General features: G+C 70.8%; 13 protein-coding genes. 2 read left to right on the top strand and 11 right to left on the bottom strand.

Annotated elements, in window-relative coordinates; genetic code table 11:
- Window positions 1-32: 32 nt before the first annotated feature.
- The 5 genes from AP234_RS28455 to AP234_RS28435 all read right to left on the bottom strand — a co-directional run bounded on the left by AP234_RS28455 (window position 33) and on the right by AP234_RS28435 (window position 5,693).
- Window positions 33-1,151: a GuaB3 family IMP dehydrogenase-related protein gene (locus tag AP234_RS28455; RefSeq protein WP_200926762.1), complete on the bottom strand. Its 1,119-nt coding sequence runs from the start codon at window positions 1,149-1,151 to the stop codon at window positions 33-35.
- A 48-nt stretch (window positions 1,152-1,199) separates the two neighbouring features.
- Window positions 1,200-2,681, bottom strand: a complete 1,482-nt coding sequence (gene guaB, locus AP234_RS28450) for an IMP dehydrogenase (RefSeq protein WP_055482827.1) — start codon at window positions 2,679-2,681, stop codon at window positions 1,200-1,202.
- A gap of 205 nt (window positions 2,682-2,886) precedes the next feature.
- Window positions 2,887-3,894, bottom strand: coding sequence for a hypothetical protein (locus tag AP234_RS28445; protein ID WP_055482826.1), 1,008 nt, complete (start codon window positions 3,892-3,894; stop codon window positions 2,887-2,889).
- A gap of 117 nt (window positions 3,895-4,011) precedes the next feature.
- Entirely contained in the window at window positions 4,012-4,617 is a 606-nt protein-coding gene (locus AP234_RS28440) for a response regulator transcription factor (RefSeq protein WP_055482825.1), read from the bottom strand.
- Window positions 4,614-5,693, bottom strand: a complete 1,080-nt coding sequence (locus AP234_RS28435) for a sensor histidine kinase (RefSeq protein WP_055482824.1) — start codon at window positions 5,691-5,693, stop codon at window positions 4,614-4,616. Before AP234_RS28435 ends, AP234_RS28440 begins: the two co-directional genes overlap by 4 nt.
- Before the next feature lie 186 nt (window positions 5,694-5,879).
- Between AP234_RS28435 and AP234_RS28430 the strand changes: the two genes are divergently transcribed.
- Entirely contained in the window at window positions 5,880-6,257 is a 378-nt protein-coding gene (locus AP234_RS28430; protein WP_055482823.1) for a DUF5319 domain-containing protein, read from the top strand.
- Here the strand turns inward: AP234_RS28430 and AP234_RS28425 are convergent.
- The 4 genes from AP234_RS28425 to groES all read right to left on the bottom strand — a co-directional run bounded on the left by AP234_RS28425 (window position 6,218) and on the right by groES (window position 9,314).
- Window positions 6,218-6,403 carry a hypothetical protein gene (locus tag AP234_RS28425; protein ID WP_055482822.1) on the bottom strand — a complete coding sequence of 62 codons (186 nt, stop codon included), beginning with the start codon at window positions 6,401-6,403 and terminating at the stop codon, window positions 6,218-6,220. The two genes, AP234_RS28430 and AP234_RS28425, sit on opposite strands and share 40 nt — an antisense overlap.
- Entirely contained in the window at window positions 6,400-7,026 is a 627-nt protein-coding gene (locus tag AP234_RS28420; protein WP_152990660.1) for a sigma-70 family RNA polymerase sigma factor, read from the bottom strand. The genes AP234_RS28425 and AP234_RS28420 overlap by 4 nt, the downstream gene beginning before the upstream one ends.
- A 285-nt stretch (window positions 7,027-7,311) precedes the next feature.
- Window positions 7,312-8,937, bottom strand: a complete 1,626-nt coding sequence (gene groL / locus AP234_RS28415; protein WP_055482821.1) for a chaperonin GroEL — start codon at window positions 8,935-8,937, stop codon at window positions 7,312-7,314.
- Window positions 8,938-9,002: 65 nt separating this feature from the next.
- Window positions 9,003-9,314, bottom strand: coding sequence for a co-chaperone GroES (gene groES, locus AP234_RS28410; RefSeq protein ID WP_055482820.1), 312 nt, complete (start codon window positions 9,312-9,314; stop codon window positions 9,003-9,005).
- 222 nt (window positions 9,315-9,536) lie between these two features.
- Between groES and AP234_RS28405 the strand changes: the two genes are divergently transcribed.
- The gene (locus tag AP234_RS28405; protein WP_055482819.1) at window positions 9,537-10,742 is read left to right on the top strand and encodes a THUMP-like domain-containing protein; all 1,206 of its coding nucleotides are present in this window, start codon (window positions 9,537-9,539) and stop codon (window positions 10,740-10,742) included.
- Window positions 10,743-10,782: 40 nt separating this feature from the next.
- On the opposite strand, the gene tsaD is transcribed toward AP234_RS28405, so the two are convergent.
- A complete protein-coding gene (gene tsaD, locus AP234_RS28400; protein WP_055482818.1) occupies window positions 10,783-11,820 on the bottom strand; it encodes a tRNA (adenosine(37)-N6)-threonylcarbamoyltransferase complex transferase subunit TsaD in 1,038 nt (345 codons plus the stop codon).
- A complete protein-coding gene (gene rimI / locus AP234_RS28395) occupies window positions 11,807-12,262 on the bottom strand; it encodes a ribosomal protein S18-alanine N-acetyltransferase (RefSeq protein ID WP_055482893.1) in 456 nt (151 codons plus the stop codon). The genes tsaD and rimI overlap by 14 nt, the downstream gene beginning before the upstream one ends.
- Between the last annotated feature and the right edge of the window lie 27 nt (window positions 12,263-12,289).

Below are 12,289 nucleotides of genomic sequence, written 5' to 3'. Positions count from 1 at the left end.
GGGCGCCCGCCCACGCGTTTCAGTGCGTCATGTCAGGGCTGGATCGGCGCGACGACGACCTCGACGCGCTGGAACTCCTTGAGGTCGGAGTATCCGGCGGTGGCCATCGTGCGCTTGAGCGCGCCCATCAGGTTCATGGAGCCGTCGGCCACGACGGACGGCCCGTGCAGGATCTGCTCCAGCGTGCCGATCGTGCCGAACTCGACCCGCCTGCCGCGCGGCAGCTCGGGGTGGTGCGCCTCGGAGCCCCAGTGGAACCCGCGGCCGGGGGCGTCGGTCGCCCTCGCGAGCGGCGACCCCACCATCACGGCGTCGGCGCCGCAGGCGACGGCCTTGGCGATGTCGCCGGACCCGCCCATGCTGCCGTCCGCGATCACGTGGACGTACCGCCCGCCCGACTCGTCGAGGTAGTCACGGCGCGCGGCCGCGACATCGGAGATCGCCGTGGCCATCGGCACGGCCACGCCGAGCACGGTGCGCGTGGTGTGCGAGGCGCCGCCGCCGAACCCGACGAGCACGCCCGCCGCGCCGGTCCGCATGAGGTGCAGCGCCGCCGTGTACGTCGCACAGCCGCCGACGATGACGGGGACGTCGAGCTCGTAGATGAACCGCTTCAGGTTCAGCGGCTCGGCCCGGCCGGACACGTGCTCCGCGGAGACCGTGGTGCCGCGGATCACGAAGATGTCCACGCCGGCGTCGATCACGGCCTTGTGGTGCTGCACGGTCCGCTGCGGCGACAGCCGTACCGCCGTCGTCACGCCTCCGGCGCGTATCTCCTCGATCCGCCGCCCGATCAGCTCGTCCTGGATCGGCGCGGCGTAGATCTCCTGCAGCCGCCTGGTCGCGGCCTCCTGATCGAGGGCGGCGACCTCCTCCAGCAGCGGCTGCGGGTCGTCATAGCGCGTCCACAGGCCCTCCAGGTCGAGCACGGCCAAACCGCCCAGCCGGCCGATCTCGATGGCCGTCGCCGGGGAGACCACGCTGTCCATCGGGCTCGCCACGAGCGGCGACTCGAACCGGTAGGCGTCGATCTGCCAGGAGATCGAGACCTCCTCGGGGTCACGGGTACGCCGGGACGGCACGATGCCGATCTCGTCCAGCGCGTACGCCCGCCGCCCGCTCTTACCGCGCCCGATCTCCACCTGAGTCATCCCGCCTGTTCTTCTCTTCCTGGCTCTTGCGCTCTTGAACGTGAATGGCTAGCGCCGGTGGTAGTTCGGCGCCTCGACCGTCATCTGGATGTCGTGCGGGTGGCTCTCCTTGAGGCCCGCCACCGTGATGGGCATGAGCTGCGCCTTCTCGTGCATCTCGGCGATCGTCCGGGAGCCGGTGTACCACATGCCCTGGCGCAGCCCGCCGACGAGTTGATGGGCCACCGCCGCGACGGGACCACGGTAGGGCACCTGGCCTTCGATGCCCTCGGGGATGTACTTGTCCTCCCCGGACACCTCGGCCTGGGCGTACCGGTCCTTGCTGAAGGACTCGCCGCCGCGCTCGCGGTTCCGTACCGCACCGAGCGAGCCCATGCCCCGGTAGGACTTGAACTGCTTGCCGTTGATGAAGATCAGCTCGCCGGGCGACTCCTCGCAGCCGGCCAGCAGCGAGCCCAGCATGACCGTGTCGGCGCCGGCGGCCAGCGCCTTGGCGATGTCCCCCGAGTACTGCAGGCCGCCGTCGCCGATGACCGGCACGCCCGCCGGCGCACAGGCCTGGGCCGCCTCGTAGATCGCGGTCAGTTGCGGCGCCCCCACGCCGGCGACGACCCTGGTCGTGCAGATGGAGCCGGGGCCCACGCCGACCTTGACCGCGTCGGCCCCCGCGTCGACCAGGGCCCGCGCCCCGGCCCTGGTGGCCACGTTGCCCCCTATCACGTCCACCCGGCCGTTGGCCTTGATCTTGGCGATCATGTCGCAGACGCCCCGGGAATGACCGTGCGCGGTGTCCACGATGATGACGTCGACGCCGGCCTCGATGAGGGCCGCCGCGCGCTGCTCGGCGTCGCCGGCGACGCCGATGGCCGCGCCGACCATGAGCCGCCCGTTGACGTCCTTGGTGGCGAGGGGATACTGCTCGCTCTTGGTGAAGTCCTTGACCGTGATGAGGCCCTGCAGCCGCCCGGCGGCGTCGACCAGCGGGAGTTTCTCCACCTTGTTCTGCCTGAGCAGCCCGAAGGCCTCGTCGCGGGAGACGCCGACGAGGGCGGTCACCAGCGGCATGCGGGTCATGACCTCGCGGACCGGCCTGCTGTGATCGGTCTCGAACCGCATGTCACGGTTGGTCACGATGCCCACCAGCACGCCGTCGGCGTCGGTCACCGGGACGCCGGAGATCCGGTAGGTGGCGCACAGCCGCTCGACGTCGGCCAGCGTGTCGTCCGGAGAGCAGGTCACGGGGTTGGTCACCATCCCCGCCTCGGAGCGCTTGACCAGGTCGACCTGCTGGGCCTGGTCCTCGATCGAGAGGTTGCGGTGCAGTATGCCGATGCCACCCTGACGGGCCATCGCGACGGCCATCCGGGCCTCGGTGACCGTGTCCATGGCCGCCGACACCAGCGGGACGCGCAGCGTGATGCCCCGCGACAGGCGGGTCGTGGTGTCGGCCTCGCCCGGCTGAAGATCCGAGTAGGCGGGAACGAGCAGCACGTCGTCGAACGTGAGCCCCGGTTCTGTGAACTTGGCCATGTCTCCGACCCTCCTGCGCCGGCCGTTCCCCGCGTTGGCGGGTGTCGCGGGATCCGACGTCAGTCTATGGGTCACACGCAAACCAAAAGTGGGGGGACCACGAGTGATCCCCCCACTTTCACGGGCATCGCACCGGCCGCGCCATCGAACCCCCCTCCGCGCCCGAGTGACACGGCCACCGTGCTAACGCAAAGTCAATAATGCGTCACGGAACGTCAATGCGCAATGCCTGTACGGAAATCCGCCGAACCCGAGTCGCGGCCACGCTCAGCAGCACCACGGCGGCGAGGGCGAAGACCACGTCGCCCGCGAGATCCACCGCGGCGGAGGCCTCGACGGCGGGCGGCTGAACGAAGCCGTGCCAGGCGTAGGTGAGCAGCGCACCGCCCGCGAGCGCGAGCCGATGCGGCTCCCCCCAGCCCTCACGCCTGGACCAGTGCGCGACCCCGGCGGCCACGGCCGCCACCAGGGCCAGGTACGCCGCCACGAGAGCCGGGGCGGGCACCGCGAGATCGGCATCGACGAACAGGCCTCCGAGCCAGAAGGCCGACCCGGAGAGCAGGCCGACCAGGCCCACGGCCCAGGGCGACGGCGCGGCCGCACCGGACCGGCGGTCGCGGGCGTGCCCAAGGTCACGGGCGGGCCGGCGCAGCGCCACGCCGATCGCGAGCAGCACCGCCGACGCGGCGACGCCGATCTGTACGGGCGACAGCGCAGGCGGCGCCTCCACGGTCGAGGCGCTGAGCGCGAGGCCCGCGACGAACAGCACGGTCGTGACCACAAGGCCGGGGCGCCCGAGCCAGGGGGTCTCCCGCCGGGAGACCGTCAGGCTCTCCGCGAGGGCGACGGGTACGGCGATGCTCCACACGGCGTGCAGGACGAGCACGAGGACCGTCCACCACGCGCCGATGCCGAGCCCCGGCACGTAGCCGTAGTCGAGCAGCCGCAGCCCGGCGTAGTCGGGGTCGAACAGCGATCGGGTGACGAAGGCCTCCTGGATCACCGCGAAGGCCAGGCCGAGCAGGAGTACGGCCGGCCGGCCGAGACCACGTCGCCGGACGATCTCACGGATGAGCAGAGCGGCCCCGCCGTACATCGGCGCGAGGGCCACCAGGGCGGGCAGCATGGTGATCGGCAGGTTGCCGAGCAGGAACTCCCCCACCAGCGGGGCGAGGAAGAACAGGCCGGCGGCGGGCGCGAGTCGTTTCCACATACCTGGGAGGATCTCGTCGGGCACGTCCCGTCTGTAGTGATGAACGTCAGTGATGAACGCTGTACTGATGAACGCCAGTGATGAACGCTGTACTGATGAACGTCAGTGATGAACGCCCTACAGCCAGCCGTTGTTCTCGGCGACGCGCACGGCCTCGGCCCGGGTCCTGGCGCCCACCTTGCCCATGGCCGAGGACAGGTAGTTGCGCACGGTGCCCTCGGACAGGAACAGTTCGCGGGCGATGTCGGCGATCGTGCCGCCGTCGGTCGCGACCCGCAGCACGTCGCGTTCGCGCGCCGTGAACGGGCTGGCCCCGCGGGTACGGCTGGACGCGGCGAGGGCGCGGTCCACGACCCGCTGCCCCGCGTGCACCCGGCGGATCGCGTCGGCCAGTTCCTCCGCCCGCGCGTCCTTCACGACGAAACCGGAGGCGCCCGACGCCAGGGCACGGTGCAGGTAGCCGGGACGGCCGAACGTCGTCAGGATGACGACCTTCACCGCGAGACCCGCCGCGTGCAGGTCCTCGGCGACCGTCAGGCCGTCCCGGCCCGGCATCTCGATGTCGAGCAGCACGACGTCCGGGGAGCACTCCGCGACGGCGGCGAGCACCTCGTCGCCCCGCGCCGCCTCGCCGACCACCTCGATGTCCGCCTCAAAGCTCAGCAGCGCCGCCATCGCCTGCCGGACGAGATGCTGATCGTCGGCGAGCAGCACCCGGATCATGCTGACTCCTCGGCCACCGGCAGCCCGGCCAGCAGCCGGAAGCCGCCACCGGGCATGCGGTGCGCACGCAGGAACCCGTCCGCGGCCTGGAGCCGCTCGGCCAACCCCCGCAGGCCGCTGCCCTCGGTCTCCGCGTCCGGCCCGCCGCCGTCATCGGTGATCTCGACGTAGGCCAGGCCGTTCTCCGTCCCGCAGCGGATCCGGCACCGCCGCGCCCGGCTGTGCCGTACGACATTGGTGGCGCCCTCGCGCACCACCCAGGCGAGCAGCGAGGCGGCGTCGTCGGGAATCGGCCGGGCGGCGATCTCCGCGCCGATTCCGGCGGCCGCCAGCGCGTTGCGTGCGACGTCGATCTCGTCGGGGAGGTGGAGCGCCCGATATCCGGCGACCGCATGCCTGACCTCGGCGAGCGCCTGCCTGGACAGCTCCTCGACCTCGGCCATCTCGGCCCTGGCCCGCTCGGCGTCCACCGTGGTCAGCCGACCGGCGAGCTGGCTTTTGAGCGTCATCACCGACAGGCTGTGGCCGAGTATGTCGTGCATGTCCCGGGCGAAGCGCAGCCGTTCGTTGTCGACCGCGAGCCGCTCGGCGCGGGTCCTGGCCCGGCGTAGCTCCGCGTTGCTGCGACGCGCCTCCAGGAAGCCGTGCAGCGCCCCGGCGAACAGGACGGCCTGGACCGGGATCCACCAGTCATCCGCGAGCGAGCCGCCGACGAGCACGATTCCCGCGATGAGCCCGCCCACGGTGAGCGCGACTCCGACCGGCATGGCCCGGGGCGGCAGGGCGACCGCGAGCGCGGTGATCAGGAAGAACACGGCGACGAAGAGCCACTCCTGCCCGAGCGGCGCGGCCGGCCCGGCGGCCAGGGCGTACAGCAGGACGAGCAGGCCGGGTGCGTGGTCGCGGTGCGGTCTGGGCAGCGCGGTCCAGACGATCCGCAGATAGAGACCGCAGAACGCGAGCACGCACGCGACCGTGGCCGCGGCCGTGACCGGATCGACGTCGCTTCCGATCAGGCCGCTGAGGGGCCAGGCCACGAAGATCAAATAAATGCTGGTCCAGAAACGGCCGCCCATACGCCGGATTATCACCGCAATTATTTGGACATGGTGGGGGTACGGCGGTGAATCTGACAGATGTCATGGGCCGCCGCGAACGCCGTCGGCAACGCCCCTGGCGACGGGTATCCGATCACTCCGACTCGGGTCGGCGGGGAGCTCACTTTCCCCCACTGAGTCGGTCGTAGCCATAGGGTGGGATGCGTGCTGGAAGACGTCCCCCGCGATCCTTTCGCGGACGACCCCAACGACCCCGCAGGGGAGCTCGGAGCGCCGGACGACCCCGAGCCACTGACCCTTGCCGAGCGCGATGAGGCGCTGACCGACCTGGCCGACGTGGAGGTCTTCCGATCCCTGCTGGAACCTCAGGGTGTGCTCGGCCTGGTTCTCGATTGTCCGGAGTGCGGCGACCAGCATTACTTCGACTGGGATCTGCTCCGCGGCAACCTGCGACAGATGATCGACAACGGCCGGCCCCAGGTGCACGAACCGGCCTACCAGCCCGATCCGACCGACTATGTGAGCTGGGAGTACGCGAGGGGCTACGTGGACGGCGTGATCGACACGGAGGAGAGCCGGTAGTCGTTCACGTCACCCACGTCGTCGACGTCGGCCACGAGCGCGGCGAGCAGCCGGACGGCCGGGTCGGCCGCCCACTCCACGATCTCACGGCGGGCTAGCGCGTCGAGGACGACGTCGGCCGCGTCGTCCTCCACGTGGGCGGTCACGCAATCGACTCCAGCTCGGCGAGCTGCCGCAATCTGGCGAGAGCGCGATGCTGGGCAACCCGGACGGCACCTGCTGACATGCCGAGTACATTACCCGTCTCCTCGGCCGAGAGCCCCGACACCACCCGCAGGATCAGCAGCTCCCGCTGGTTCGCCGGAAGCCGCGACAGCAGGGCCCGCGCGTGCTGCGCCTCGATGTAGCGCACCACGGTCTCCTCCGGCCCCGGCCTCTCGTCGGGCCCGTCCGGCAGATCCTGGGTCGGTACGGCCGAGCGGACCGAGCTGCGCAGCGCGTCCGCGACCTTGTGCGAGGCGATCCCGAACACGAACGACGCGAACGGACGCCCCATGTCGCGGTAGCGGGGCAGCGCCGACAGCACGGCGATGCACACCTCCTGGGCGACGTCGTCCGCGATGTGGTAATGCCCCGAGACCCTGCCGAGCCTGGCCCGGCAGTAACGAACAACCATCGGGCGCAGATGTCCCAGCAAAGACTCGATCGCGGCGCGATCTCCCTGTACGGCGAGGCTCGTCAGTTCCCTGAGGTCGGACTCATCCGATCTCGTCGCAAGCCTTACCCCAGTTGCGGCGTCGGCGACGCGTCCCTCGGTCACGTTAGGCATGATGCCCGCCACGATCGTCGATGTCGTCATGGTTAACGGCTACGGATTGGTCACATTGACGCGTCGATAACCAGGGGTAATCAGCCGGTCACCGAACATTGGAACATTCCAACACTTTGCCCCTAATCACTGGATATTCCGACGGGGCGGAGCATGGAAAAAGCACGGCTCCCGCCTCGGAAGGCGGGAGCCGTACTCGATTCACGTCGACAGACCGCGAATTCGGTGGTCAAAGGAGCACTTCGGCCCCGGATTCGGTTGTGCGACGCACGACCCGGAACGGGTCTAGTGGCCGTGACCGTGGCCGTGGCCGTGCCCACCGGCGGCGGCGGGGGCCTCCTCCTCGGGCTTGTCCACGACGAGCGCCTCGGTCGTCAGCAGCATGCCGGCGATGGACGCGGCGTTCTGCACGGCCGACCGGGTCACCTTGACGGGGTCGATGACGCCCTGGGCCACCAGGTCGCCGTACTCACCCGTCGCGGCGTTGAGACCCTCACCGGCGTTGAGCGCGGAGATCTTGGAGACGACGACGTACCCCTCCATGCCCGCGTTCTCGGCGATCCAGCGGGCGGGCTCGAGCAGCGCCTTGCGCACGATGCCGACACCCGTCGCCTCGTCGCCGGACAGGCCCAGGTCGTCCAGCTCCTTGGACACGTGCACCAGCGCGGAGCCACCGCCGGAGACGATGCCCTCCTCGATCGCGGCGCGGGTCGCGGAGATCGCGTCCTCGAGGCGGTGCTTCTTCTCCTTCAGCTCCACCTCGGTGGCGGCGCCGACCCGCAGCACGCAGACGCCGCCGGCGAGCTTCGCCAGCCGCTCCTGCAGCTTCTCGCGGTCCCAGTCGGAGTCCGACTGCTCGATCGCCAGCTTGATCTCGCGGACCCGGTCCTCGATCGCCTGGGCCTCACCGGCGCCGTCGACGATCGTGGTGTTGTCCTTGTTGACGACGATGCGGCGGGCCGTGCCGAGCACCTCGAGGCCGACGTGCTCCAGCTTGAGGCCGACCTCCTCGCTGACGACCTGGCCGCCGGTGAGGATCGCGATGTCCTGCAGCATGGCCTTGCGCCGGTCACCGAAGCCGGGCGCCTTGACCGCGACCGAGGTGAAGGTGCCGCGGATCTTGTTGGTCACCAGGACCGCGAGGGCCTCGCCCTCGACGTCCTCGGCGATGACCAGCAGCTGCCGCTTGGTCTGGGCGACCTTCTCCAGCAGCGGCAGGAAGTCGGCGATCGAGGAGATCTTGCCCTGGTGGATCAGGACGTACGGCTCCTCGAGCACCGCCTCCATGCGCTCGGGGTCGGTCACCATGTAGTGCGACAGGTAGCCCTTGTCGAACTGGAGGCCCTCGGTGAACTCCAGCTCGAGGCCCATCGCGTTGGACTCCTCGACGGTGATGACACCGTCCTTGCCCACCTTGTCGAACGCCTCGGCGATCAGCTCACCGATCTTGGCGTCCTGAGCGGAGATCGTCGCCACATTCGCGATCTCCTTCTTGTCCTCGACGTGGCGGGCGCTGTCGAGCAGCCGCTCGCTCACGGTCTTGGCCGCGACCTCGATGCCGCGCTTGAGCGCCAGCGGTGCGGCGCCGGCCGCGACGTTGCGCAGCCCCTCGCGGACCATCGCCTGGGCGAGCACGGTCGCCGTGGTGGTGCCGTCGCCGGCGATGTCGTTGGTCTTGGTCGCGACTTCCTTGGCGAGCTGCGCGCCGAGGTTCTCGTACGGCTTGTCGAGCTCGACCTCACGGGCGATCGTCACACCGTCGTTGGTGATGGTGGGAGCGCCGAACTTCTTGTCGATGACCACGTTGCGGCCGCGCGGGCCGAGCGTCACCTTGACCGCGTCGGCGAGGGCGTTCACGCCTCGCTCGAGAGCGCGCCGCGCGTCCTCTTCGAACTCCAGGATCTTGGGCATTCACGTCTCCTTCTGAGCAGCGAGCCCCGGGCACGAGTCCCGGGGCTCCGCATGCCGTACGCGGCTTACTTCTCGATGATGGCGAGCACGTCGCGAGCGGAAAGCACCAGGTACTCCTCGCCGCCGTACTTGACCTCGGTGCCGCCGTACTTGCTGTAGAGGACGACGTCGCCCTCCTTGACGTCGAGCGGGATCCGCTTCTCGCCGTCCTCGTCCCAGTTGCCCGGGCCCACCGCGAGGACCTTGCCCTCCTGCGGCTTCTCCTTGGCGGTGTCCGGGATGACCAGGCCGGAGGCGGTGGTCTGCTCGGCCTCAAGCGGCTGGACCACGATGCGGTCGCCAAGCGGCTTAACGGGAACCTTGGTGGCGGTCGTCACGATCGGACCTCCCCTTCAGATTGCGATGAATGAGCTGAAGAGGCGACCAGCGGCCTGCCGTCGCGGGTGTCAGACCAGTCTCGTCGCTATTGGCACTCTCCATAGGCGAGTGCCAACACGAAACAGTATGCAAGTGCGACGTGACAGTCAACACGAACCCGCTTCGCAGGTCAGGTGGGGGGCGTGCCCGGCAAGCCGCCATCGGCGGTAGCGTCGGGAGGCGTGGACCTCGACGCGTTTCGCGAGCTGCTGGCGCCGGACGGGCGCAGAGCCCTGGCCGAGGCCGTGGACCTCGTGGCCGCAGGCGCCGAGCCGGTCGCCGCGGTCACCACCCTCCGCAAAGCGTATTCACCCGCGCTGACCTCGGCCGCGCTCACCCAGGCGACGCTGCGCCGCCGGGCCGAGGCCAAGTTCGGCGCGGACGCGGCCGTCATGTACTTCACCCCGCACGGTCTCGAACAGGCCACCCGCGCCGAGGTGGCCGCGCACCGCGCTGGCCGGGTCACCGGGTCCGGCCCGGCGTTCGGCGCCGCGCCGAGGGTGCTCGACGTGTGCTGCGGCATCGGCGGCGACCTCGTGGCGCTCGCCCGCGCCGGCTGCCCGGTGGACGCGGTGGACCTCGACCCGCTCACCGCCGAGGTCGCCCGCGCCAACGCGGCCGCGCTCGGCCTGCCCGCTCCGGTCCGGGTCCGTACGGCCGATGCCGCCGAGTGCGATCCCTCCGGATATGACCTGGTGTTCGCCGATCCGGCCAGGCGCAGCGCCAGGGGACGCACCTTCGACCCGATGGCCTACTCCCCCGCCTGGCCGGCCGTGCTCGAACTGGTCGCGCGGTCCCGCGCCGCCTGCGTGAAGGTCGCCCCGGGCATCCCGTACGAATTCATCCCGGACGGCGCCGAGGCCGAGTGGGTCTCCTACAAGGGGGAGGTGAAGGAGGCCGCGATCTGGGCCGGGACCGGATGCGCCGGGATGGAGCCGGGCCGCCGCCGGGCGACGCTGCTGCCCTCGGGGGCGACGCTGACGCCCAACGGCGCCGAGGCCGTCGCCGGGCCGGTGGGCCGCTACCTCTACGAGCCCGACGGAGCCGCGGTCCGGGCCCACCTGGTGGCGGAGGTCGCCGAAATCGTCAAAGGGCACCTGCTCGACCCGCGAATCGCCTACATAACCGGTGATCACGCCGTCGCGACCGAATGGGCGGCATGCTACGAGATCACCGAGGTCATGCCCTTCTCGCTCAAACGGCTGCGCGCGGCGCTCCGGGAACGAGATGTGGGAAACGTCACCATCAAGAAACGGGGCTCCGCTGTCGACATAGAGCGGCTGCGCAAAGACCTCCGGCTCTCCGGTGCGAATTCGGCGGTCGTCGCGCTGACCCGGATCGGCGACCGGCCGTACGCCCTGCTCTGCCGTACGGCCGGGCCGTGCTGAGTCCCGGCTCCCCCGGGAATGACGAACTGTCTGCGGCCGTTCAGACGTGGACGGTCGTGATCGGCAGGGACGAATCGGCCGGGATGTCCAGCGAGGACGGCGTGACGCCCGCCGCGACCAGGTTCGCGCCGAGCGCGGCGACCATCGCGCCGTTGTCCGTGCACAGCCCGGGCCGGGGCACCCGCAGCCGCACTCCGGCCGCCTCACAGCGCTCCTGCGCCAGCACCCGCAGCCGCGAGTTGGCGGCCACCCCGCCACCGATCAGCAGATCCTTGACGTCGTAACGCGCGCAGGCCTGCAGCGCCTTGCGGGTGAGCACGTCGACGACCGCCTCCTGGAACGACGCGGCCACGTCGGCGAGCGGCACGGGCTCCCCGGCCGCCTCACGGGCCTCCACCCACCGGGCCACCGCCGTCTTCAGGCCGGAGAAGGAGAAGTCCAGCGTGCCGTCGTCGTACTTGCCCCGGGGGAACGCGACGGCCGTGCCCGAGCCCTCGCGGGCGGCCCGGTCGATGTACGGACCACCGGGGAACGGCAGACCCAGCACGCGGGCGACCTTGTCGAACGCCTCGCCGGCCGCGTCGTCCACGGTGGAGCCCAGCGAGACCACGTCCTGGGCCACATCGGGCACCAGCAGCAGCGAGGAGTGGCCGCCGGAGACCAGCAGCGCGATCGACGGCTTGGGCAGCGGACCGTGTTCGAGCTGGTCGACGGCCACGTGCGCGGCGAGGTGGTTGACCCCGTAGAGCGGGACGCCGAGGCCCAGGGCGTACGCCTTGGCGGCGGCGACCCCGACCAGCAGGGCGCCCGCCAGGCCGGGCCCGGCGGTGACCGCGATCGCGTCGACGTCGGACAGCCGCAACCCGGCCGCCGCGAGCGCGCCCTCCACCGTGGGCGCCATGGCCTCCAGGTGGGCGCGCGAGGCCACCTCCGGGACCACACCGCCGAACCGGGCGTGCTCCTCCATGCTGGAGGCGATCGTATTGGCCAGCAGCGTGTGACCGCGGACGATGCCGACGCCGGTCTCGTCGCAGGAGGTCTCGATCCCCAAGACGATCGGCTCGTCAGTCACGCTCATGGCGCTCCCCCGTTCGATCCAGCTCCTTCACCATCGTTATCGCATCCGTCCCGTCGTCGTAGTAGCGTCGCCGCAGCCCGAGCGGCTCGAAGCCGAACCGCTCGTACATCGCCTGGGCGGGGGCGTTGTCGGCGCGCACCTCCAGGAACACCGACCTCGCGCCGCGTCGTACGGCCTCCGCCAGCAGCGCGTTCATCAGCGCGGCCCCGATGCCGGAGCGTCGGTGCCCGGCCGCGACCGCGATCGTCTGGACGTCGGCCTGATCCGCCGCAGCGGCGAGCCCGGCGTACCCGACGATCTCGCCGCCCGTCTCCGCGACCACGTAGTGCCGGGTGCGCGGCTGTTCCCGCAGCTCGCCGCGCATCATCGCCTCGCTCCACGCGTCGGCGGGGAACGTGGCGCGCTCGATCTCCATGACCGCGGGCAGGTCGGCCATGCCCATCTGGCGCAGGACGACGGCCTGCCCGGC

It is taken from the genome of Sphaerimonospora mesophila (assembly GCF_001417795.1).
GTDB lineage: Bacteria > Actinomycetota > Actinomycetes > Streptosporangiales > Streptosporangiaceae > Sphaerimonospora > Sphaerimonospora mesophila.
This window is presented reverse-complemented; position numbering and strand designations above follow the sequence as displayed.